Origin of the sequence: Pseudomonas sp. BS3767 (assembly GCF_900099665.1) — a bacterium.
Classification (GTDB): domain Bacteria; phylum Pseudomonadota; class Gammaproteobacteria; order Pseudomonadales; family Pseudomonadaceae; genus Aquipseudomonas; species Aquipseudomonas cerasi.
On the sequence record NZ_FNCX01000013.1, the window covers coordinates 21,278 to 43,341 of the forward strand.

The 22,064-nt window shown below is 59.1% G+C and carries 21 protein-coding genes and 1 pseudogene; 10 read left to right on the plus strand and 12 right to left on the minus strand.

The features are described from left to right. Positions 1-2: 2 nt before the first annotated feature. Both lysA and BLR16_RS26555 read right to left on the minus strand, forming a co-directional pair. Positions 3-1,250, minus strand: coding sequence for a diaminopimelate decarboxylase (lysA, locus tag BLR16_RS26550; protein ID WP_074809209.1), 1,248 nt, complete (start codon positions 1,248-1,250; stop codon positions 3-5). Positions 1,251-1,259: 9 nt separating this feature from the next. Beyond that, a complete protein-coding gene (locus tag BLR16_RS26555) occupies positions 1,260-1,406 on the minus strand; it encodes an LPS translocon maturation chaperone LptM (protein ID WP_002555817.1) in 147 nt (48 codons plus the stop codon). A 237-nt stretch (positions 1,407-1,643) separates the two neighbouring features. Here BLR16_RS26555 and cyaY point away from each other — a divergent pair, with 237 nt between their 5' ends. The 3 genes from cyaY to rnk all read left to right on the plus strand — a co-directional run bounded on the left by cyaY (position 1,644) and on the right by rnk (position 2,757). Further along, positions 1,644-1,976: an iron donor protein CyaY gene (gene cyaY / locus BLR16_RS26560; protein ID WP_002555818.1), complete on the plus strand. Its 333-nt coding sequence runs from the start codon at positions 1,644-1,646 to the stop codon at positions 1,974-1,976. Between the two features lie 2 nt (positions 1,977-1,978). After that, a complete protein-coding gene (locus tag BLR16_RS26565) occupies positions 1,979-2,215 on the plus strand; it encodes a DUF1289 domain-containing protein (protein WP_003318094.1) in 237 nt (78 codons plus the stop codon). A 134-nt stretch (positions 2,216-2,349) separates the two neighbouring features. After that, on the plus strand, positions 2,350-2,757 hold the full coding sequence (gene rnk / locus BLR16_RS26570) for a nucleoside diphosphate kinase regulator (protein ID WP_003367560.1): 408 nt from the start codon (positions 2,350-2,352) through the stop codon (positions 2,755-2,757). A gap of 93 nt (positions 2,758-2,850) precedes the next feature. Here rnk and BLR16_RS26575 read toward each other — a convergent pair whose 3' ends face one another. The 7 genes from BLR16_RS26575 to BLR16_RS26605 form a co-directional block, all read right to left on the minus strand. Beyond that, on the minus strand, positions 2,851-5,697 hold the full coding sequence (locus BLR16_RS26575) for a class I adenylate cyclase (protein WP_058416108.1): 2,847 nt from the start codon (positions 5,695-5,697) through the stop codon (positions 2,851-2,853). Between the two features lie 182 nt (positions 5,698-5,879). Further along, complete coding sequence (locus BLR16_RS26580; protein WP_074809211.1) at positions 5,880-6,128, minus strand: TIGR02647 family protein; 249 nt, start codon at positions 6,126-6,128, stop codon at positions 5,880-5,882. Between the two features lie 216 nt (positions 6,129-6,344). After that, positions 6,345-6,620, minus strand: a complete 276-nt coding sequence (locus BLR16_RS26585; RefSeq protein ID WP_003344493.1) for a hypothetical protein — start codon at positions 6,618-6,620, stop codon at positions 6,345-6,347. Between the two features lie 91 nt (positions 6,621-6,711). After that, complete coding sequence (gltP, locus tag BLR16_RS26590) at positions 6,712-8,043, minus strand: glutamate/aspartate:proton symporter GltP (protein ID WP_074809214.1); 1,332 nt, start codon at positions 8,041-8,043, stop codon at positions 6,712-6,714. A gap of 457 nt (positions 8,044-8,500) precedes the next feature. After that, the gene (gene rimK / locus BLR16_RS26595) at positions 8,501-9,406 is read right to left on the minus strand and encodes a 30S ribosomal protein S6--L-glutamate ligase (protein ID WP_003318100.1); all 906 of its coding nucleotides are present in this window, start codon (positions 9,404-9,406) and stop codon (positions 8,501-8,503) included. After that, on the minus strand, positions 9,403-9,846 hold the full coding sequence (locus BLR16_RS26600; protein WP_170846052.1) for a retropepsin-like aspartic endopeptidase RimB: 444 nt from the start codon (positions 9,844-9,846) through the stop codon (positions 9,403-9,405). The genes rimK and BLR16_RS26600 overlap by 4 nt, the downstream gene beginning before the upstream one ends. A 49-nt stretch (positions 9,847-9,895) precedes the next feature. After that, positions 9,896-10,678, minus strand: coding sequence for a S6 modification regulatory phosphodiesterase RimA (locus BLR16_RS26605; protein WP_003367569.1), 783 nt, complete (start codon positions 10,676-10,678; stop codon positions 9,896-9,898). 171 nt (positions 10,679-10,849) lie between these two features. Between BLR16_RS26605 and BLR16_RS26610 the strand changes: the two genes are divergently transcribed. The 4 genes from BLR16_RS26610 (at position 10,850) to BLR16_RS26625 (ending at position 14,693) form a co-directional block, all read left to right on the plus strand. After that, entirely contained in the window at positions 10,850-11,257 is a 408-nt protein-coding gene (locus BLR16_RS26610; protein ID WP_044310511.1) for an RNA-binding S4 domain-containing protein, read from the plus strand. Between the two features lie 177 nt (positions 11,258-11,434). Continuing rightward, positions 11,435-12,337: an Hsp33 family molecular chaperone HslO gene (gene hslO / locus BLR16_RS26615; RefSeq protein ID WP_003367572.1), complete on the plus strand. Its 903-nt coding sequence runs from the start codon at positions 11,435-11,437 to the stop codon at positions 12,335-12,337. Positions 12,338-12,516: 179 nt separating this feature from the next. Next, positions 12,517-14,061: a phosphoenolpyruvate carboxykinase gene (locus BLR16_RS26620; protein ID WP_092194621.1), complete on the plus strand. Its 1,545-nt coding sequence runs from the start codon at positions 12,517-12,519 to the stop codon at positions 14,059-14,061. 128 nt (positions 14,062-14,189) lie between these two features. After that, positions 14,190-14,693: a GNAT family N-acetyltransferase gene (locus BLR16_RS26625; RefSeq protein WP_003435032.1), complete on the plus strand. Its 504-nt coding sequence runs from the start codon at positions 14,190-14,192 to the stop codon at positions 14,691-14,693. A gap of 95 nt (positions 14,694-14,788) precedes the next feature. Here BLR16_RS26625 and BLR16_RS26630 read toward each other — a convergent pair. The 3 genes and pseudogenes from BLR16_RS26630 to BLR16_RS26645 form a co-directional block, all read right to left on the minus strand. Further along, positions 14,789-15,495 (minus strand): annotated as a pseudogene (locus BLR16_RS26630) (hypothetical protein). Positions 15,496-16,034: 539 nt separating this feature from the next. After that, entirely contained in the window at positions 16,035-16,748 is a 714-nt protein-coding gene (locus BLR16_RS26640) for a cupin domain-containing protein (RefSeq protein WP_074809219.1), read from the minus strand. A 160-nt stretch (positions 16,749-16,908) separates the two neighbouring features. Continuing rightward, positions 16,909-17,766, minus strand: coding sequence for a GNAT family N-acetyltransferase (locus tag BLR16_RS26645; protein WP_074809222.1), 858 nt, complete (start codon positions 17,764-17,766; stop codon positions 16,909-16,911). A gap of 534 nt (positions 17,767-18,300) precedes the next feature. On the opposite strand from BLR16_RS26645, the gene BLR16_RS26655 reads away from it, so the two are divergent. The 3 genes from BLR16_RS26655 (at position 18,301) to BLR16_RS26665 (ending at position 22,041) form a co-directional block, all read left to right on the plus strand. Then, the gene (locus BLR16_RS26655; protein ID WP_003367579.1) at positions 18,301-18,969 is read left to right on the plus strand and encodes a haloacid dehalogenase type II; all 669 of its coding nucleotides are present in this window, start codon (positions 18,301-18,303) and stop codon (positions 18,967-18,969) included. A gap of 66 nt (positions 18,970-19,035) precedes the next feature. Continuing rightward, a complete protein-coding gene (locus BLR16_RS26660; RefSeq protein WP_003367580.1) occupies positions 19,036-20,310 on the plus strand; it encodes an NAD(P)/FAD-dependent oxidoreductase in 1,275 nt (424 codons plus the stop codon). 93 nt (positions 20,311-20,403) lie between these two features. Beyond that, on the plus strand, positions 20,404-22,041 hold the full coding sequence (locus tag BLR16_RS26665) for an ABC transporter substrate-binding protein (protein WP_003367582.1): 1,638 nt from the start codon (positions 20,404-20,406) through the stop codon (positions 22,039-22,041). Positions 22,042-22,064: the final 23 nt, after the last annotated feature.

The window sequence follows — 22,064 nt, forward strand, 5'->3', positions numbered from 1 at the left end:
GATTACTCCGGCAGCAGGCTTTCGCCAGCGAACAGCTCGGCCACGGTTTCGCGACGACGCACTTCAAAAGCCTGGGAACCGTCGACCAGCACCTCAGCGGCACGGCCACGGGTGTTGTAGTTCGAGCTCATGACGAAGCCATAGGCGCCGGCTGAATGAACGGCCAGCAGATCGCCCTCGGCCAGCGCCAGCTCGCGACCCTTGGCGAGGAAATCGCCGGTCTCGCAGATCGGCCCGACGATGTCGTACGCACGAGGTTCGCTGTCACGCGGACGCACCGCCGTGACATCCATCCAGGCCTGATACAGGGCAGGCCGGATCAGATCGTTCATCGCCGCATCGACGATGGCAAAATCCTTGTGCTCGGTGTGCTTGAGGTATTCGACACGAGTCAGCAGCGCGCCCGCGTTGGCGACGATGAAGCGTCCCGGCTCGAACAGCAGCCCCAGGTCGCGACCGGCCAGTCGCTCACGCACGGCCTTGATGTAGTCGGCCGCCAGCGGAGGTTCTTCGTCGCGATAACGCACGCCAAGGCCGCCACCCAGATCGATGTGGTGCAGATGAATGCCGCAGTCGCCCAGACGATCAACCAGGTCCAGCAGACGATCCAGTGCATCGATGAACGGTTCGAGCGTGGTCAGTTGCGAGCCGATATGGCAGTCGACCCCGATCACTTCGAGGTTCGGCAGTTGCGAAGCGCGAATGTACACGTCTTCAGCCGCTGCAATGGCGATGCCGAACTTGTTTTCCTTGAGGCCCGTGGAGATGTAAGGGTGAGTGCCCGCATCCACGTCCGGATTGACCCGCAGCGATATCGGCGCACGAACGTTGAGTTCAGCGGCCACTCCCTGCAGGCGCTCCAGCTCGTCGGTGGATTCGACGTTGAAGCAATGCACGCCGACTTCAAGGGCGCGACGCATGTCTTCGCGGGTCTTGCCGACACCGGAAAAGACGATCTTTTCGGCTTTACCACCTGCCGCCAGCACACGCTCCAGCTCGCCACGCGAGACGATGTCGAAACCGGCGCCGAGGCGCGCCAGGACACTGAGCACGCCCAGGTTGGAGTTGGCTTTGACGGCGAAGCAGACCATGTGCGGCATGCCGCTCAGCGCGTCGGCGTAGGCACGGTATTGCGCTTCGATGTGAGCGCGCGAGTAGACATAGGTCGGCGTGCCGAAGCGCTCGGCAATGGCAGACAATGCTACCCCTTCCGCGAACAGCTCACCGTCGCGGTAGTTGAAGGCGTCCATTGGAGTCCCTTAAAGGTGCTTGTGCGATTGCGATTTGGCTTGTTCGTCCGGGGTCTTGGTGTCATCCGGCAGATACAGCGGGCCTTTCTGGCCACAGGCTGTAACAAGACAAGCGACCGCGACAAGCGCAGCAAGCGAAGAGATCAGGCGCTTCATGGCGAAATCCTTTGTAAAAGCATTAATTGCGCCCGAGTATACCGACCACCCGGCACCTTGCCTATGCGAGCGGCGTCCCGTCTGGCGGGCCTTTGGCGTGAAAGCCGCAGCAGAGCGGCGGTTGATCGGATTAATACGATCGTGTGTTGCCAATGATGAGTAAGCTTTGCATTTGCCTGCCTGCGTCCGTATCTTGCCCCTCTGCGCTATTTGCAGACACTTATCGAGGTTCCCGCAATGAGTTTGACCGAAGCCCGTTTTCACGACCTCGTCGATGCGACGCAGCAGGTGCTGGAAGATGTTTTCGACGAGAGCGGCCTGGATGTCGATCTGGAAAACTCGGCCGGCGTCCTCACCGTCAAGTTCGAAAACGGCTCGCAACTGATCTTCAGTCGTCAGGAGCCGCTTCGTCAGCTGTGGCTGGCAGCCCGCTCCGGCGGCTTTCATTTCGATTATGACGAAGAGAACAGCCGTTGGGCATGCGACACCAGTGATGAGCTGCTCAGCGAAATGCTTGCGCGCATCACCCTTGAGCAAGCCGGCGTCGAACTGGATTTCGACGAGATCTGATCGTGAGCCAGTCCCCCGTTCGACCGCCCAAGCCGCTTTTCAGCAACGTCAGCCCGGCAGTAGCCTCTCCGTGTATCAGCCTGTGTCGGCTCGATGAGCAGAAGGTTTGCCTGGGGTGCTTCCGTCATGTCGAAGACATCCGCGAATGGCGCTCGGCCGATGACGACCGCCGCCGCCAGATTCGCCATGAGGCCGATCAGCGTCGAGCCCGCGCCGAGGTTGATCAGGCCGCAGGCTGAAACCGCGTCGGGTTGTGTATTTATTGCGCTGTGTTAGTGTCAGGCCATGCCTCTGCAGATCAGGAGGCTCGTTAAACCCCGCCAATTGGTGGGGTTTTGTTTTATCAGGGAGAATAAAGGAGTCTGCCCAGACCATGACCACAGCACCTTCGATCATCCTCACCCGACTCGATGTACAGCGTCTTGAGAGCTTTATCGCCAGCCAGGACGAAGACACGCCGGGTATCCAGGCGTTGCAGGCCGAACTGGACCGCGCCGACCAGGTGGTTGGCCACGATGAAGTGCCTGCAGGCGTTGTGACCATGAATTCGCGTGTGCATTGCCGCGAAGAAGTCAGCGGCAAGGACTACCATCTCAAGCTGGTTTATCCACAGGATGCGGGCGCGGACGGCACCGTCTCGGTCCTGGCGCCAATGGGCTCGGCGCTGCTGGGCCTGCAAATCGGCCAACACATCGACTGGCCTGCACCGGGCGGCAAGACCCTGAAACTGACCTTGCTGGCAGTGGAGTATCAGCCGGAAGCGGCGGGCGAGTACGAGTAATCGAAGGCGCCGCATCCGTAGAGCGCGTCCGCATCCAGGATGCGGACGCAGAGCGTGCGGAACGATAGGCGCGCGAGGAAGGACAAGCGTACTTCAGGCCTGATCCATCGCCTCGTTCAGCAGCTTTTCCAGTTCGGCCTTGTGGCGCAGGAAGAGAATGCTTTGCCCGTGCTTGCCGTCCAGCAGACCGGACAGGTCCAGGTCGGTGATGTAACAGCGATAGCGCTGGGGCTCCAGGCGTTTGCCGAGGATTTGCTGCGCGACGGCGGCGTACAGTCGATCGCCGTATTCCAGTTCTGAAAACTCGCTGTTGTCGCAGTACAGGGTGGCGTTCAGTTGCCCTGGCGAGGTTTCTTCGATGATTGCCTGCACGTCGTAAAACGCCTTGTCCACTGCAATCGGCACCAGTCGATGTTCGACACGTCGTGCAGGCCCAGCACCGGAGGGCAGCATCTGATAGTAAAGGGTTTCCAGCGTAACCGGCGCGGACGGATCATCCAGCGGCAATGAAGCGCCGCGGCGATAAACCAGCGCGTTCAGAAAGCGCTGCAGCGGCACCAGCAGGCTTTGTTCATCGTGATACGGCAGACGCTGGTGCCAGAGCGAATTGTGTTCGTCGAGTACATACAGGTCAGCATCCGGCTCGTTGACCCGGTAGAACACCTGAATGCACTCAGGCTGACCCAGCGGCAGGATCAGGGACAGATCGTGATCATCGAGTGCCTGCGGGTCCAAGTGCAACGGGCTGTAGGACGACAGTTCCTCACCCAGGTACTTGAACAGACCCGGCAGGCTGTTGACCACCACATGTCCGATCTGACCCGGCTTCATCTCCAGCACGTGATACTGCTGCTGCACCTGAATCAGGTAACGGTGATTGAGCCGCCTCTCCAGTAACAAACGCGCCGTGCCGATCAGCTCTTCAACACGCTGGGCAATCGCGGGCGCGCGGTTGTGGCAGAAGCAGCGCACGTGAATCTGCGGCTGCTTACCACTCTGCGGCAGGCTGCCGAGCAGTTCGCTCATGCAGTCGAGCAGGGCGTGCGGGCCGTCGTAGCGGCTGACCAATGTTTCGTTCCAGGTATTGAGGGTAATCTGGTCCAGCGTCAGCACCAGATTTTCCCGGACACCCGCATAACTGAGCGAGTCGGTGCGCTCGGTGGTCATCAGAATATTCAGGTCGCGGTGATGCCTGAGCGGATCGACGCCGACATTGATCAACAGCAGGATCTCACTGGGCGTACTGGGCATCAGCAACGCCTCATCGCTGACCTCGGGCAGTGGCAGTTGAATGCTCTGCTGCAAGGCGCCCATCAGGTTGAACAGCTCGAACTCGCTCAGGTCACTGGCGCCCGGGTGCAATGCCACGCGGGTGGTGCTGTCGATCACGGTATTGCGATGGCACCAGGTCAGCAGGTCAAGCAATTCACGGCTGCGTTTGATGGGTGAGAAATTCGGCCACTCATGAATGCCCAGATTGCCGTTGAACAAGGCCCACTGATGCTTGCCGGGCTCGCGCTTGTCGGGGGAATGCACCAGCGTCAGCGTATCTTCGGCAAGGTCAGGGGCGATGCCCGGGTTGATGAACTCGACCTTGCCCGCCTTGCGCTCAAAAGCCGCATAAAGGCGCCGCCCCAGAATGGTCAGGTCGCGGGCGTTGAGCGCATCGGCAGTGCTTTGCGTTTTGGCGAATCGGCTCTGAAAGCGGTAGCTGTAATTCAACTCGTTGACCAGTGCGCGGCGCTCGCCGGCCACCTGGCGGACTTTCCACTGGCTGCGGCTGTCGAGCAGCGCCAGTTGTCGCTCGTCCCAACCCCACTCCGTCGTCAGGCGTTCCAGCAGTTGACGCTGCCAACCGACGTTGCGCAGGCGGGTCGACCCGGTGAGCTTCTTGTTGACCTTCAGGTACAGGCTGCGCCGCACCAACTCCAGGCGTTCCGGCTCGTTGCGTGCCTGCAGGTGCTCCTCGATACGTCGGTACACGACCACGTAAGGGTCCAGCTCATCCGGGTCCAGTTGATTGGCGAACACCGCTTGCTTGAAGCGCAGGCTCAGGCACTGCACGCGAGGATGCTCGCTGGAATAGACCTCGATCAACAGCAGCTTGAGCACAGACTTGTAGGGCGACTCGATGCCTTTGAACAACTGCCACAATCCGGCACCGATGAACTCGGCCGGAGGAATGTGCGACATCGGACCGAGATCGAGCACCTCGCTGGCGCGGATGAAGCGCTTGCTCAGCAGGGTATGGGTGTAATCCTCGTAATTCTGCTCCTCATAGACCGGCACCAGCCACCACATCGGGGTGCGCCCGGCGAGCCAGATCGCCGTGCGATAAAACTCGTCGAGCAACAGGTAATGCTGAGTAGTCCCGCAATCGTCCGAGCTGAGCTGCGAATCGCGCTCGCCACTCTTGAAACGCTGTGGGTCGATCAGAAAAAAATGCGCCTCTGCGCCCATCGTCGCAGCCCAGGCTTCAAGTGCCTGGCATTTCTTGCGCAGTTCGGCGATAGCCTCCGGGTCCAGCTCGCTGTCGTGGCAGACCCAGACATCCATATCGCTTTGTTCAGCCTGAGCCAGTGTGCCGAGGCTGCCCATCAGAAACAGGCCATGAATCGGCTGGGGCGGGTTGCCGTGCCGGGCCTTGTAGGAAAAGGAGCGTGTCAGCCGCTGCGCCTCGGCCAGGGCCAGCGTGTCCGGCTCGTAATGCGAAACGCCAGCAGGCGTGCTGCCGGAAACATAACCGGGCAACAGCGGATGATTGACGTGAAAGAACAGCGGCAGCAGGGTCAGAACGCTTTGCTGGCGAGTCGACATACCTTCCAGCGCACGCGCGTATCGCCCGTCGTTGAGCGACAGGAAACGGTTACGCAGCTGGCTGAGAACCTTGCGGTCGATGCCCTCATCCAGGTCGGGGCGAATTTCAGGATTACGCGTCATCGCAACTCAAGGCATCTGGCCTGTGCAGGCGTGGAATTACCGAGAAAGATGGCGGAGAAGGTTTGCAGCCGAGGGAAGCGGATCCGGTCGGATGGTTATTCTGGCGCCAACGTCCTGTATCGACTGGCGCTCGAATAAGTGAAGGGCCTGCCACGCTTTTTTGTGCGCAGGCCCTGCGCCTGTCAGGCAGCTTGTTTAGAGACGTTGAGGATGGTCAGCAATGATTGGGCATGATGGGCGGCCTCGAGCCCGAGGCTGGTCAGATAACCGCCATCGACCTGGGTCGTCAGCCCTTTATCGAAGAGTCTTTGTGCTGCTGCGACGGCCGTGGGTGCCGCTACATGGTGGACTTTGAGGCCTTCCTGGGTGTTTCCCAGATTGAACAGTGCAAGGATTTCCAGTTCGGCAACCAACTCAGGGGTATACGACATAGGTACTCCAGACTTTTTGTAGTAGTACGACCTCACCGGCTGGTGGGTGTGCTCTGGAATCGACGTGTCCGATCTGCGCTCGTCGGTTCTGGATGACCGTTAAAGCCGGTTTGGCGTGTGGCCCCGGAGGATCAAGCGGCAGCGGGGCATTTGCAGTGTAGTCAGCGTCTGAAGTGTTTGCAGCATATATCTTGCTGGCATGCTCGGACCGCAGGATTACTTTTCCGGCGGCAGGTCGGGCAGGGCGCGCAGCGCTGCTTCATACCATTGAGTGTCGAACGGACGGTCCTGCTCCAGCAAGGCATCGATCTCGATAGCCAGCACGTGGGCCATCATCTCCAGAATATCCTCACGCTCATAGTTCACCAGGGTCAGCATGTTGAAGACCGCTCTGGCTGCAGGCGGATTACCGGCTTCGATCTGGTTTTCGATGGCTTCGATCAGGGTCGAGGCAGCAAAGTCTTCTTCGTCATTATCGATGTCGTCGGTCATGGTCAATCCTCAGGTAAGGCAGGCAGTCTAACCGGCGACCTGAAAACAACAAACCCCGGAGGTCCGGGGTTTGTCAGTACATTGGCGAAGATCAGTCCGCTGTCGGCTGGCCCATCGGTACAGGCTCTTTGCTGCGCCAGTGCGGCAGGGATTCCCAGTAGCGTTCGCCCTTGGCATCGTCGTACATGCCTTCCCAGCGCGAAATGACCAGCACTGCCAGCGCATTGCCGATCACGTTCAAGGCGGTACGCGCCATGTCCATGATGCGGTCGACACCGGCGATGAATGCCAGGCCTTCCAGTGGAATACCGGCACTGCCCAGGGTCGCCAGCAGCACGACGAAGGAAACGCCCGGTACACCCGCGATGCCTTTGGAGGTGACCATCAGGGTCAGTACCAGCATCAACTGCGCGCCAATTGACAGGTCGATGCCGTACAACTGAGCGATGAAGATCGCTGCGATGCTCTGATAGAGCGTCGAGCCGTCGAGGTTGAACGAGTAGCCCGTAGGCACCACGAAGCTGCAGATCGCCTTCGGCGCGCCATACGCTTCCATCTTCTGGATCACGCGTGGCAGCACGGTTTCGGAGCTGGCGGTGGAGTAGGACAGAATCAGCTCGTCCTTGAAGATGCGCATCAGCTTGACGACCGAAAAACCGAATGCACGAGCGATCAACCCCAGCACCACAAAGGCGAAGAAGGCGATGGCCACATAAACCAGAATCACCAGCTTGGCGAGCGGCAACAGGGAGGCGAAGCCGAAGTTGGCGACAGTCACCGCAATCAGGGCAAACACGCCGATCGGCGCGTAGTTCATGATCATGTGAGTGACCTTGAACATGGTTTCCGAGACACCCTGAAATAGTTTCACCAGCGGCTCACGGACCTCGGCCTGCAGGCTGGAAAGCCCCAAACCGAACAGCACTGAGAAGAAGATGATCGGCAGCATCTCGCCACGCGCCATGGCGGCGAAGATGTTGGACGGGATCAGGTTGAGAATGGTCGCGATAAATGCGTGATCGTGCTGAACCTCGGCCGTAGTCTGCTGATACTTGGAGATATCGACGGTGCCCAGGGTACTCATGTCGATGCCGGTGCCCGGATGGAACACGTTAGCCAGCACCAGGCCCACCAGAATCGCGATAGTGGTGACGACTTCGAAATAGAGGATGGTCTTGAGACCGATACGCCCCAACTTCTTGGCATCGCCCACACCCGCGATGCCGACGATCAGCGAGGCAACAACGATAGGGATAACGATCATCTTGATCAGACGAATGAAGATATCGCCTGCGGGCTGCAGGATGTTGGTGATCCACCAGGCCTTTTCTGCGCTGAAATGATTGAGTAACGCCCCCACAGCGATACCCAGTACCAGTCCGATCAGAATCTGCCAGGCCAGACTCAGCTTTGCCTTCTTCATATTATTACCCTTGTTCAAAGTGGCTTGGGCACGTCCAAAACCAATGCGCCGAGCTGCTTTTTCACAGCAGTTTCGGGGCAGAAGCTCCCTTTGGAAATGTCCCGAGAAGGTCACCGCAGACGAGCATCCCAGCTCTGTAGCAGGCGAAAAAAGTCGCAACTATTCCCATGGCGCGCGTATACGTCTAATGCCGTAAACGACTACCTCATGCATGATCGGCATACAAATACGGGAGAAATGTGTTGATTTATGTCAAGCGGGAGGATGGCTATTCGGCGCGAAGCTGGCTATTACGTCGCCTTAAGCTGAACAGGGGGATACGGATACAAAGACGCGATACAAAGACCCGGACTCGACTACCAGGCCTATTTACCTGATGTACGGTAGCTGAGAGCCCAGGCCAGTCTGTCCGCAGACAGAACGCCGGCCCGAGCAATCTGAACGGGTGCGGGACCCGTCAGCCCTTACCTTTGGTACGGGTCATGTGCGGGCCGCTGTTTTTCTCGAGGTACTCGATGATCATCCCGGCCACGTCCTTGCTGGTGGTCACTTCAATGCCTTCCAGGCCAGGCGAGGAGTTGACCTCCATCACCAGAGGGCCGTGATTGGAACGCAGGATATCCACACCCGCCACGCTCAGTCCCATGACCTTGGCTGCACGCAACGCGGTCATGCGCTCTTCAGGCGTGATCTTGATCAGGCTGGCGCTGCCACCGCGGTGCAGGTTGGAGCGAAACTCGCCCGGTTTGGCCTGACGCTTCATCGAGGCAATGACCTTGTCACCGACCACGAAGCAGCGAATGTCGGCGCCGCCCGCTTCCTTGATGTACTCCTGAACCATGATGTCCTGCTTGAGGCCCATGAAGGCTTCGATCACCGATTCGGCCGCCGTGGCCGTTTCGCACAGCACCACGCCGATCCCCTGAGTGCCTTCAAGCACCTTGATGACCAGCGGCGCGCCATTGACCATCTGGATCAGGTCGGGAATGTCGTCGGGCGAGTGAGCGAAACCGGTGACCGGCAAGCCGATCCCCCGGCGTGACAGGAGTTGCAACGAGCGCAGCTTGTCCCGCGAACGGGCAATGGCGACCGATTCATTGAGCGGAAACACGCCCATCATTTCAAACTGACGCAACACCGCACAGCCATAGAAAGTCACCGAAGCACCGATGCGCGGGATCACCGCATCGAAGCCCTCCAGAGGTTTGCCGCGGTAGTGGATCTGCGGCTTGTGGCTGGCGATGTTCATATAGGCGCGCAGGGTGTCGATCACCACCATCTCATGGCCACGCTCGATGCCAGCTTCGACCAGACGACGGGTGGAATACAGACGCGGATTACGCGAAAGCACAGCGATCTTCATGCAACACCTGAGGAAGTAGAGGCCGGGAACACCGGCTTGTCTTGTACGTAAGTTATGCCCGGATTGACCACCAGCTGGCCGTCGATCAGAGCCTTGGAACCCAGCAGCAGTCGATAACGCATCGACTTGCGGCAGGCCAGTGTGAATTCCACCGGCCAGATACGATCACCCAGGGCCAGCGTGGTGCGAATGACATAACGCACCTGCGCCTGACCGTTGGAGCTTTTAATGGTTTTCATGGCAACCAGTTGCGCCTCGCAGCGACGATGGCGCAACTGCACCACCGTGCCAAGATGCGCGTTGAAGCGCACCCATTTCTGGCCATCGCGTTCAAAAGGTTCGATTTCCGTGGCATGCAGACTCGACGTGCTCGCACCGGTATCGATTTTTGCCCGCAGGCCTGCCACCCCCAGATCGGGGAGCGCCACCCACTCGCGCAGGCCGATGACTGTCAGATGATCGAATGTCTTCAATGTGATTCCGTACTTCTCAAGACTTCTGCCAGGCCTCGGGACTTATCCGGGCCAGGGCTTTGAATGCAGGTTTTGCGAACAGATAACCCTGCATCAGGGAAATGCCGCAGTCGGCGAGAAAGTCCCGCTCCTCCACCTGCTCTATACCTTCGGCAATCAGCTTAATCCCCAAGTCCGAACACATTGTGACAACCCCACGAACAATGGACTGACGCGCGCGATTGCGGTGAATGTCGCGGATCAGGTTCATGTCGAGCTTTATCAGGTCGGGTTGGAAATCTGCGAGCAGCGTCAGCCCGGAATACCCGGCCCCGAAATCATCGATGGCGGTCATGAAGCCGAACTCGCGATACTCGCGCAGAATGTTGCTCAAATGACCGTTGTTGTTCACATGCTCGCTTTCGATGGTTTCGAAAATCAAACGCTCGATAGGGAAGTTGTGTTGCCTGGCGGCCTCCAGCGTACTGCGGATGCACAGCTCGGGACGATACACGGCGTTGGGCAAGAAGTTGATCGAGAGACGCTCGGTCATGCCCAGTTTCGCCGCACCAGCAATGGCGGTGGTGCGACAGCTTTGATCGAATCGATAGCGGTTCTGGTCGGTGACCTGACTCAGGACTGACATTGCGCCCTCGCCATTAGGCCCGCGAACCAGCGCCTCATGGGCGAAAATCGACTGGTCGTGAAGGTTCACGATCGGCTGATAGGCGTAGTCAAACGAGAAATCCAGCTCTGGACTGCCAGTGCATCCAGCACACCCTTTTCTAGGGGCGGTCAACGAAGTTGGAAAATCTGTCACGTCGCGCTCCATTTAGGTGTGGGGCAATAAAAAGATGAATAGCTGTTTTTGACAAGCACATATCGGTTACTTCATGTTCATGGCGGCGCAGAAAAAGGGGGCGAGCGTGTGCCGTCGCTTTGTTTATCTGGCCTGGTAAAGTTCAGACTGTCACATTGATGAGGAATTCAAATGGCGCAAAAGCCAGAAGAAGACGATAAGGTCCGCCTGGATAAATGGCTCTGGGCCGCGCGCTTTTTCAAAACACGTGCGCTGGCCAAAGCGGCTATCGAAAGCGGCAAGGTGCACTGTCGCGGCGAACGTTGCAAGCCCGGCAAGGAGCCGCGTATCGGTGACGAGTTTCAGATTCGCATGGGCTTCGACGACCGCACGGTGGTGGTCGAGGCATTATCCATCGTTCGGCGTGGCGCGCCGGAGGCTCAAACGCTGTATCACGAGACGCCCGAGAGCATCGCCAGACGCGAGAACGCGGCGGCTCAGCGCAAGGCCGGCAACCTGGGTGTAACCACCGACGGAAAGCCGACCAAGAAGCAACGCCGGGAGCTTTTCGGTTTCCGCGCCAGCCAGAGCAACGACTGAAACACTGCACCGGGCAGCTCCGGCTATCAGTCCGAAGTGCCATCCAGCTTGGAAGCGCACCGGATAGCTCCTAAAATGCCGGTCAATCCGCATGGCCCACGGCGCTTTCGAGTGCCGGACGGCGTTTGCTCAGCCGCGTGCCATCCATTGTCATTACTTCAGATACCTTTCCTACCTATGCATGATTTCCCGGACATCGATTTCACCCAGCGCTTCATCTTCGACGAAAGCGACGTTCGCGGAGAACTGGTCGCTCTGGAGCGCAGTTACGCCGAAGTGCTCGCCAAGCATCCCTATCCGGAGCCGGTCGCGCAGTTGCTAGGCGAACTGATGGCGGCGGCTGCGCTGCTCGTCGGCACCCTCAAATTCGACGGCCTGTTGATCCTGCAGGCTCGCTCCAGCGGCGCAGTGCCATTGCTGATGGTCGAGTGCTCCAGCGAGCGTGAGTTGCGTGGCATCGCTCGCTACGACGAATCGCTGATCAACCCCGGCGCGGGCCTTCAGGACATGATGCCTGACGGATCGCTTGCGCTGACCGTAGACCCGCGCCAGGGCCAGCGTTATCAGGGCATCGTGGCGCTGGACGGGGTCGACTTGTCGGAAAGCCTCTCCAACTATTTCGTGATGTCCGAGCAGTTGGGTTCGCGTTTCTGGCTCAAGGCTGACAGTCACCGTGCGCGTGGCTTGCTGCTGCAACAATTGCCCGCCGCGCAGATCACCGACGCTGAAGAGCGTGATGCCAACTGGGAGCATGTCATCACCCTGGCCAACACCCTCACGGCCGAAGAAATGCTGAGTCTGGATAACCAGACCATCCTGCATCGCCTGTTTCACGAAGACCCGGTTCGCCTGTTCGATATTCAACCGATCTGCTTCCGTTGCAGTTGCTCTCGCGAACGATCTGCCAATGCGCTGGTCAGTCTCGGGCTGGAGGACGCGCAGCAATTGGTTATCGAGCACAACGGCACGATCGAGATCGACTGCCAGTTCTGCAACGAACGCTATCTGTTCGATGCCACTGACGTCGCGCAGCTGTTTGCTGGCGGCGGTGTCGATTCGCCATCTGACACGCGCCATTAATCATCGCGTAAAGGGCCTCAGAATACGGTGTGGGCCCCTGTAATGCTGTTCTGACAGGAGGGTCCTACCATTTCCGGGCATTTCTGGCATAATCCGGCCCACTTTTACGCTGTAGTAGTGGTTGTTTTTTTACTACAAAACCGTTTGGAGCACTCGGCCACAGGCCGACGGGGAACCTCATGACGCAAACCAACAACGCTGTGTACACCGATCTGAGCACCGACGAACTGGTCAAGGAAGCCCTTGCCCGCAAAGAAGGCGTACTTTCCGATACTGGCGCACTGGTTGTGGAGACAGGCCATCGTACTGGCCGTTCGCCGGTCGATCGTTTCATCGTTGAAGAGCCGAGCACTCAGGACGCCATCGCCTGGGGCCCGATCAACCGCAAGTTCCCGGCCGAGAAATTCGACGCCCTGTGGAACCGTGTCGGTGCGTACCTCGCCGAGCGCGAGCGCTTCGTTTCCCATGTTCATGTAGGCTCCGATCCTGCGCACTACCTGCCCGTCAAGATGACCACCGAGACTGCGTGGCACAATCTGTTCGGCCGTTGCCTGTTCATCAACCCTGAACAGTACAACCCGGCTGGCAAGGACGAGTGGGAAATCCAGAACGCGCCATGGTTCGTTTGCGACCCTGAGCGTGACGGCACCAACTCCGACGGCACCGTGATCATCAACTTCGCAGCCCGCAAGGTGCTGATCGCAGGCATGCGTTATGCCGGCGAAATGAAGAAAGCCATGTTCTCGGTGCAGAACTTCCTGCTCCCGGCTTCCGACGTTCTGCCGATGCACTGCGCAGCCAACATGGGCGAAGAGGGCGATGTAACCCTGTTCTTCGGCCTGTCCGGCACCGGCAAAACCACCCTGTCCGCCGACGAAAGCCGTTACCTGATCGGTGACGACGAACACGGCTGGGGCGAAGGCGTGGTGTTCAACATCGAAGGCGGTTGCTATGCCAAGTGCATCGACCTGTCCGAGAAGAACGAGCCGGTCATCTGGAAAGCCATCCAGCACGGCGCGGTACTGGAAAACGTCGTACTCGACCCGGTTACCAAAAAAGCCGATTACGCCGACAGCAGCCTGACCCAGAACAGCCGTGCGGCCTACCCGCGCGAACTGATCGAAAAACGCGCACCGAAAAACCTCGGTGGCGAGCCGAACGCCGTTATCTTCCTGACCTGCGACCTGACCGGCGTACTGCCGCCTGTGTCGATCCTCAGCGAAGAACAGGCCGCCTACCACTTCCTGTCGGGTTACACCGCACTGGTCGGCTCGACTGAAATGGGTTCGGGTTCGGGCATCAAGTCCACCTTCTCCACCTGCTTCGGCGCACCGTTCTTCCCGCGTCCGGCTGGCGAATACGCAGAACTGCTGATCAAACGCATCCGTGGCTTCAAATCCAAGGTCTACCTGGTCAACACCGGCTGGACCGGCGGCAGCTACGGCGTCGGCAAGCGCTTCAACATCCCGACCACCCGTGGCGTGATCGCAGCGATCCAGAGCGGCGCACTGATCGGTGCCGAAACCGAGCACCTCGACACCATCAACCTCGACGTACCGAAGTCGGTACCCGGCGTCGATACCGGCCTGCTCAACCCACGTAACACCTGGGCTGACAAAGCTGCCTACGACGAAGCGGCAAAAGCACTGGCTGGCCTGTTCGTGGAGAACTTCAAGAAGTTCGACGTGAGCGACGCCATCAAGGCTGCGGGTCCGAAGTTGTAATTAAACATCTTCAGGGTCACACGCCCGTGTGACCCTCGAAAATGCTCAAGCAAACGCCTCGACTTGTCGGGGCGTTTGCTTGTCTGGAATACTGATTTCCACTGAGAACGATGGCCAGGAGGTGTGTTGTGGGGGTAACCGGGATTCAGATACGGCGTTTCGTGCCGAGCGACGAGCAAGGTGTATCGGCGATGATTCTGCCCATCCAACGCGAAGAGTTCGGTATTCCCATCACCGCCGAAGACCAGCCTGACCTGAAAGCGATTCCGGACTTTTACCAGACCGGCACGGGGGATTTCTGGGTCGCGGTACAAGACGATCAGGTCATCGGCAGCATCGGCCTCAGGGACATCGGCGCAGGCCAGGCAGCACTGCGCAAGATGTTTGTCGCCGCGCCGTTTCGCGGCCGGGAATTCTCCGTTGCAGCCAGACTGCTCGAGCGCCTGATCGAGGAATCAACTCGCAAGGGCGTCACCGAAGTATTCCTGGGCACGACCGACAAGTTTCACGCTGCGCATCGCTTCTATGAAAAGCACGGCTTTAGAGAGATCACGAAGGAGGACCTGCCTGCGAGCTTTCCGTTGATCGCGGTGGACAGCAAGTTCTATGTGCTGGGCCTGAAAGAACAATGACGTGGCTACACCGCAGCGGTGTCGGCGAACCGCAATGCAGCAGAACGCGGACAGCCATAGAGGGCACGCGAACCCGCGTGCTCCGTCACAGGCGCTCAAGTCCCCTGAGTGCCTGACTGGCTTTTCAGCGTGTTAAAAATGTCCATCGCCGAGCTGTCCCCCGATGTAATGTTGGCGGCGTAATGGGCGGGGTATTGGGCTTTTTCTATGGGTGGCAGCTGGTCATAATGGGCGAGAAGCATGACCAGCGTTTGAGTACTTTTGCCGGTTTCGTTGTATTCGTCGGTATACCTTTGGCATATGGCCCTTTTCCATACTTGCTCTTGAGAGTAGTTTTCGGAGTAAGCAGCATTTCTTTCGTTTATTGTGAAGTCGCCACCCTCGTCATAAATAATCAACCTCAGTTGATCCTGAGATAAACCCGCGAATGGGTTTTTTCCTGCCCCGTTTTTGAACGAAGTCGCTTGCACGGCTCTTTCGAGCAATGCAGGGTCGTCCGTATCCGGAATCTCTGCGTCGTGCAGTTTTCTATTGGCGTAATAGCTGTTGCCTGCAACTTTATCACTAATACTGTTTGCCAGAGACCTCAGGCTTTTGAAGTCAAGACTGCTGTCGCGAGCCTGAGCTCGTGCGGCACTACTACTTAATTGACGGGACAATGTCGAGAAGGTGGCACCGTCAATAGCAGATGCAGAATCAAGTTCTTTCAGGCTGGAGTTTAAAGGCGTGGCGGAGGTGCTTTTCTCGACAGTCGTTAGTGCAGTTTATGGGTGAGGTGTGTGAGGGATGTTGTATCAATCATGCTGCGTCCTCGCGGCAGGGTCCAATCCATGGCTTTATATTCACTCTTTGTATCGGCCCAGCCAGACACCGCTTTAGTTTTCCGCTGAAAAGCGTGCGTATCAAAATGCGACACGCCCGCTCCGGGGGCTTATTTCATGGTGAATTCAGCAGCCCACGCGTAGGTGGACAGATTGGTGGCGCGAGACGTCGCCGCGCAGACAGCGCCGCCTTCAGAGTTTGAAGGCGTGCGCACAGTGAATGCGTCGGTCAGATAAAATGCCTCCAGTTAATTTAATAGATAAACGTTAAAGCGACGCATGAGGCGTATCGCTATCTTACTGTGCCCGTCAGGAGCAAATTTTTACTTGCTGAAATTAGTTATTGTTTTTTAACACAAGCGACACGGAAGGCAAGTAGGAAACTTCTGATTCTTCGTGCGTTGGCGAAAGAAATTTTTAATTCTTGTCTTTTAGCGCTGCATTGGATTAACTGCGCTGGCGAGAGCTAAACATGTAAGTATATTGCGCCCTACAAGGCTGAAGGGCGCAATAACTTTCTTCACGTCACCGCATAAAACTTGCGCACATACCCCGTGCTGGTCCATTTGCAGGGCGCGCCCTGGGCGACGAATACGGTATCGCCGGTATTCACACTCAGGCTCGAGCCGTTTTCCAGGCTCAACACTACGCTGCCTTCGATCAGGTTCATCAGTTCATGGATCTTGTGCGGCCGCGAGATGCGCTCGTAGGGTGTGGAGTCCCAGACGCCGATGCGCAAAGTGCTTGCGGTGTCTTCAAACAGGTTGTTGCTGCGGCACTGCGGCAGCGCGCTGATCATGATCGCCGGGTCTGGCGGTGAGGACGGTGTGAGCATGGCGAGGCGGTCCAGGGCGGTGACACCGGGTTTGTCGGGGCCGCTGGCCTGAGTGGATGCGCAGAACGCCCAGAGGCTGTCCGGTTGCGCTTCGATACGTACTTGCGTGCCGCGCCCGATCACGGCACTTTCGCCGGTGCTGATGGTGATGCTGCCGGTGCCAGAGGTCAGCGTGACGCTGCCGCGATGCATCACCAGCATTTCGGTGTAGGGGTAGGCCTCTACCGAGAGCGCCGTACCCAATTCAACGATGCCAGCCGCAATACCCTGTTCATCGACAAATGCCGTGCGGCGGCCACTGTCGAACGGGTCATGCGCATCAATGGGGCCGGTGGTGAATTCGGTATCTACCGGGCTGAGGTCAGCGCGGGCCAATAGCAGGACTGTGGGGTGGGGCATTGAGTCGGGCTCCTGAAGTTGAAGAGTGGCTGATCGTTCCCACGCTCTGCGTGGTAATGCCTTTCGTGACGCTTTGCGTCACATGCTCAAGACCGGACGCAGAGCGTCCAGAACTGCATGCCAACGCAGAGCATTGGCACGATGATGTTCTTCCGGGCGATCAGCCGATCGCCTGGGTAATCAGCGCAAACTGGCGCACACCCTGACTGGCTTGCGGGACTGCGCCCATGCTCATGCAGGTCACGCTATCGACGCGCTTGAGGCCGGCGTCCTCCAGCCAGTCGGCCATGCCGCTGTCGGTCGGGATGTCGATACGTACGAAGGCATAAGGCACGCGGGCCAGCAGTTCTCCGATCATGTGTTTGGCCTGGTCGACGCTCTGGGCGACGACAGGGCCGAGGCACAGACCGCGGCCGAACGGGCGCAGCAGAGCAAAGGCCTGTAACTGGCCGTCGTGCTCGATGCCGACGGCGTGCTCAAGGTTGTTCAGCACATCGCCCAGCGTCACCGAGCGGTCCATGCCCGAACCGGCGTTGGCCAGTTCCAGCACGCGAGGGTGGTCAGCCTCGCTCAGCCCCCGGCAACGTTCCTGTGCCTTCAATTCGGTGGTGCCGGTCGGTTGTGCCTGCCCCTGACGCTGCTGGATCTCGCCAAAACTGACAAACCCCATCTTCGCGTAGAGCGGCGCACCCGCCAGTGTGGCGTTGAGGACCGCCGTGCGGGGCGCGACGCAGCCTACGGCCAGCTCCATCAACTTGCGACCAATGCCCTTGCCCTGATAGTCGTCGCTGACGATCACCAGACCAATGGTAGAAAACTCGCCCTGATGGCAGGCAAAGGCACTGCCGATCAACCGCCCGTTGTGTACCGCGACAAAGCCTTGGGCGACACGTTGCAGCATGGCCCAGTCCTCAAGCCGATGCGGCCACTTCAAGGCGATGGATAACTCGTGCGCGTTGCCGACGTCGGCTGCGGTCATGGGGCGAAATTCAAAATCGAGGCGTTGCTGAGCGAGCATGACGTGTCTCCGTCCAGAAGGATGCACAGGCAATAAAAGGATGCGTCAGGCATGTTGTATCCCACCTGCTGCGGACGGTGACAAGAGGGCTGCGCGCATTCGGCAGATTCCACGAAGTGCCGTTCGCCAGACCACAGTTACTGCTTAAATCGGCGCGGCCTCCGGCAGCAAATGCTTAGGGTTTTCACCCCGTGTTCAAGCCTTTTATATAGGGCCCGGAGTTTGTCGCCCGCCAAGCGCTGTCGCGGCGCAGTTTCTGCGGCGCAAACCCGCGGGTTTGAGCCCGAGCGCCCTGAAAAGGGTCATAAAAGCGCCGAAAACCGGGCTCTGCCCAAGGCTGGAGCGCCCCGCAAAGTCTGCTGAGCGCGCACCTCAAAACGGTGGTTTCTATCAAGCAGCCATCACTTTTAACGCCATCTGCTGATTTCACGGTGTTGTAATGAGGTTGTGCTGCAGCGTGCATCACCGCCCCTGGACATCAGGCCGGATTGCTCGTCATGCCATGACCTCAACGAACTTTCAGGACCGCACACAATGAGCTTTCTTCGACCAAAATTCATTACGTTCGACTGCTACGGCACCTTGACCAATTTCCACATGGGCACCATGACGCGCGAGCTGTTTGCCGACCGCGTTGCGGCTGAACAGATGGATCAGTTCGTCAAGGATTTTTCGGCGTATCGTCTGGATCAGGTCATGGGTGACTGGATGCCGTACGACGAAATCCTCAAGGTCGCACTGGCTCGCACCTGCAAGCGCTGGAACGTTGAATACCGCGAAGAAGGCCAACTGTATTACGACGCCGTGCCGACCTGGGGCCCGCACGCCGATGTGCCCGCCGGCCTGTCGAAAATCGCCGACAAGATCCCGCTGGTGATTTTCTCCAACGCCAGCGACAGCCAGATCATGTCCAACGTCGAAAAGCTCGGCGCGCCGTTCCACAAGGTGTTCACCGCTGAACAGGCCAAGGCCTACAAACCGCGTCTGGCTGCTTTCGAGTTCATGCTCGACAACCTGGGTTGCGGCCCGGAAGACATCTTGCATGTGTCCTCGAGCTTCCGTTACGACCTGTTCTCGGCGCATGACATGAAGATCAGGAACAAGGCATTCGTGGCGCGTGGTCATGAGCAGCCAGCCAACAGCAGCTTCGAATACCACCAGATTCCCGATATCGGCGGACTGGCCGGGCTGGTCGGCCTGTAAGCCAGGCCCGACGCCTGACACCGGCATTTTTCAAGGTGCTCTTCGATGAGTGACAAGGGGAACGAGATGCGCAGTGAGTCTTACTGGCTCGATACGGCTCCAGGCTTTACCGGCGCGCAGGACGGCGCAGTGGAGGGGCAGGCTGACGTGGTAGTGGTCGGTGGCGGTTTCACCGGCCTTGCGGCGGCGCGTGCATTGGCCTTGAAAGGTGCCAGCGTGGTGGTTCTGGAAGCAGGCCGGGTGATCGGCGAAGCGTCGGGCCGCAATGGCGGACAGTGCAATACCGGCGTGGCCCAGGACTATGCGTCGCTGAGCGCAACCCTGGGTGCCGATCAGGCACGCGAGTATTACAAGGCTTACGAAAGTGCGGTGCAGAGCGTCGTGACCGTGATTGAGCAGGAAAACATCACCTGCGACATCAAGCGTAACGGCAAGCTCAAGCTGGCGGCCAAGCCAGGGCATTACGAGGGACTGGCGCGCACCTGCGAGCTGATCCGCCGTGAAGTCGATGCTGACGTCGAGCTGCTGTCCGCCCAGGACGTGCGCGCCGAAATCGATTCGAACGAGTTTCACGGCGGCCTGCTGCAGCGCAACGGCATACAGATGCATGTCGGACGTTTCGGTCTGGGTCTCGCCGACGCGGCGGTGCGTCATGGCGCAAGGGTCTATCAGAACGCAACGGTAAAGGACTGGAAGACCAACCGTGGCGGCTTTGTGGTCAACACCTCGAAGGGCTCGATCCAGGCCGGCCAGCTGCTGCTGGCGACCGGTGCCTGCCAGCATGGCGGACTGGGCTGGTATCGCCGGCGCATCGTGCCGGTCGGCAGTTTCGTCATCGTCACTGAAGTGTTGCCGCAAGCGCTGATCGACCAACTGTTCCCCCACCAGCGCGCTTACGTGACCAGCCGTTTGATCGGCAACTATTTCCGCCTCACGCCGGACAACCGCCTGCTGTTCGGCGGGCGGGCGCGCTTCGCCATGTCCAACAGCAGCTCCGACGCCAAGAGCGGCAAGGTGCTGCAGGCGGCCATGGTGCAGATGTTTCCGCAACTGGCACACGTCAAGGTCGACTACTGCTGGGGCGGGCTGGTGGACATGACCTCGGACCGTCTGCCGCGTGCAGGCGAACACAACGGGGTCTTCTACTCGATGGGTTACAGCGGCCACGGTGTACAGATGTCAGTGCACATGGGGCGGATGATGGCCGAAGTCATGGAAGGCAAGGCACAGGCCAATCCGTGGAAGGACCTGAGCTGGCCAGCCATTCCCGGTCACTTCGGCAAGCCATGGTTTCTGCCGCTGGTAGGCGCGTATTACCGCTACCAGGACAGCCGCCACTGAGTGTTTGTTTGACCGTCGTCGTGTGTGTTTGAAGGACGCTCCGGCCAACCGTGAGCAATTCGGAATTTCCCCTTTTCGACAGGTAGAACTGATATGGCTGATAACAAAACCGACTCCGCGTTGATCACAGGCCAAGACAGCCTGCGGGTTTTCGAAGGTCTCAATCGTGGCCTGTCGCGGCGCGATGCGTTGCGCATGCTGGGTGTTGCAGGTGTGGTTGCGGCGGGCTCCACCAGCCTGTTCGGCGCGGCCGGCAAGGTCTTTGCCGATGACGCGGATGCCCCTGTCAAAGGCAAGCCGGGCGGCCGCATTCGCGTTGCCGGCATGTCCAGTTCTACCGCCGACACGCTGGATCCGGCCAAAGGCGCGCTGTCTACCGACTACGTGCGTCATTTCATGTTCTACAACGGCCTGACCCGTTTCGACAGCCATCTGGTCCCGCACATGGAGCTGGCCGAGAAGATCGAAAGCGACAACGCGACCGTCTGGACCGTGACCCTGCGCCAGGGCGTGACCTTCCACAACGGCAAGGCGCTGACCGCTGGCGACGTGGTGTTCTCCCTGTCGCGCCACAAGGACCCGGCCACTGGCTCGAAAGTCCTGCCACTGATGGCACAGTTTTCCGAAATCAAGGCCACCGGCCCGCTGGAAGTGCAGATCACCCTCAGTTCGCCCAACGCCGAGCTGCCGTCGATCCTCGCCGTTTCACACCTGCTGATCGTGCCCGAAGGCACCACCGACTTCAGCAAAGGCATCGGCACCGGGCCGTTCACCGTCAAGGAATTCAACCCTGGCGTGCGCTCGGTCAGTGCACGCAACCCCAACTACTGGAAGCCGGGCCTGCCGTACCTGGACGAGATCGAATTCATCGCCATCAGCGACGAGCCATCGCGGGTCAACGCGCTGCTTTCCGGCGACGTACACATGATCAACGAGGTCAATCCGCGCTCCACCACACGCATTGCCGCCAGCGCCAAACACCGCGTGGTCGATGCACCGTCCGGCAACTACACCAACCTGATCATTCGTCAGGACCAGATGCCCGGCAAGAGCCCGGAATTCACCGAGGCCATGAAGTACCTGCTGGACCGTGAACAGGTCAAATCGGCGGTGTTCCGTGGCTACGCGCGCGTGGGTAATGACCATCCGATCTCGCCAGGCTCGCGTTACTTCAACGCCGACCTGCCACAGCGCGCCTACGACCCGGAAAAAGCCAAATTCCTGCTCAAGAAAGCCGGCATGGAAAAGATCACCATGGCCGTCGCGGCATCGCCTGCCGCCACGGGTTCGGTGGACATCGCCGTGCTGCTGCAACAGTCCGCCAAACAGGCCGGGCTGACCCTCAACGTCAACCGTTTGCCAAGCGACGGCTACTGGTCCAACCACTGGATGAAACACCCGCTGAGCTTCGGCAACATCAACCCGCGCCCCAACGCAGACGTGATTTTCTCGCAGTTCTTCCAGTCCACCGCGCCGTGGAATGAATCCGGCTGGAAAAACGACCAGTTCGACCAGTTGCTGTTGCTGGCCCGTGGCGAAACCGACGACGCCAAGCGCGCCAAAATGTATGGCGACATGCAGGCTCTGGTGAGCCAGAACTGCGGCATCGGCATCCCCGTGTTCATCAGCAACATCGACGGTGTGGACAAGCGTATCCAGGGCTACTCCAGCAACCCGCTGGGCGGCTTCATGGGCTACATGTTCAGCGAGCAGGTGTGGCTGGACGCGTGATTGCAACGCTGAACCGAGCAGGA

Bases quoted from the DNA above. Each gene is read 5' to 3' on its own strand.
- BLR16_RS26580 (WP_074809211.1), bottom strand. From the start codon at position 6,128: ATGTCGTATACCCCTGAGTTGGTTGCCGAACTGGAAATCCTTGCACTG.
- BLR16_RS26640 (WP_074809219.1), bottom strand. From the start codon at position 16,748: ATGCCCCACCCCACAGTCCTGCTATTGGCCCGCGCTGACCTCAGCCCG.
- BLR16_RS26575 (WP_058416108.1), bottom strand. From the start codon at position 5,697: ATGACGCGTAATCCTGAAATTCGCCCCGACCTGGATGAGGGCATCGAC.
- BLR16_RS26660 (WP_003367580.1), top strand. From the start codon at position 19,036: ATGCGCAGTGAGTCTTACTGGCTCGATACGGCTCCAGGCTTTACCGGC.
- BLR16_RS26555 (WP_002555817.1), bottom strand. From the start codon at position 1,406: ATGAAGCGCCTGATCTCTTCGCTTGCTGCGCTTGTCGCGGTCGCTTGT.
- BLR16_RS26620 (WP_092194621.1), top strand. From the start codon at position 12,517: ATGACGCAAACCAACAACGCTGTGTACACCGATCTGAGCACCGACGAA.
- BLR16_RS26655 (WP_003367579.1), top strand. From the start codon at position 18,301: ATGAGCTTTCTTCGACCAAAATTCATTACGTTCGACTGCTACGGCACC.
- BLR16_RS26585 (WP_003344493.1), bottom strand. From the start codon at position 6,620: ATGACCGACGACATCGATAATGACGAAGAAGACTTTGCTGCCTCGACC.
- cyaY (WP_002555818.1), top strand. From the start codon at position 1,644: ATGAGTTTGACCGAAGCCCGTTTTCACGACCTCGTCGATGCGACGCAG.
- lysA (WP_074809209.1), bottom strand. From the start codon at position 1,250: ATGGACGCCTTCAACTACCGCGACGGTGAGCTGTTCGCGGAAGGGGTA.
- BLR16_RS26665 (WP_003367582.1), top strand. From the start codon at position 20,404: ATGGCTGATAACAAAACCGACTCCGCGTTGATCACAGGCCAAGACAGC.
- gltP (WP_074809214.1), bottom strand. From the start codon at position 8,043: ATGAAGAAGGCAAAGCTGAGTCTGGCCTGGCAGATTCTGATCGGACTG.
- rimK (WP_003318100.1), bottom strand. From the start codon at position 9,406: ATGAAGATCGCTGTGCTTTCGCGTAATCCGCGTCTGTATTCCACCCGT.
- hslO (WP_003367572.1), top strand. From the start codon at position 11,435: ATGCATGATTTCCCGGACATCGATTTCACCCAGCGCTTCATCTTCGAC.
- rnk (WP_003367560.1), top strand. From the start codon at position 2,350: ATGACCACAGCACCTTCGATCATCCTCACCCGACTCGATGTACAGCGT.
- BLR16_RS26645 (WP_074809222.1), bottom strand. From the start codon at position 17,766: ATGCTCGCTCAGCAACGCCTCGATTTTGAATTTCGCCCCATGACCGCA.
- BLR16_RS26610 (WP_044310511.1), top strand. From the start codon at position 10,850: ATGGCGCAAAAGCCAGAAGAAGACGATAAGGTCCGCCTGGATAAATGG.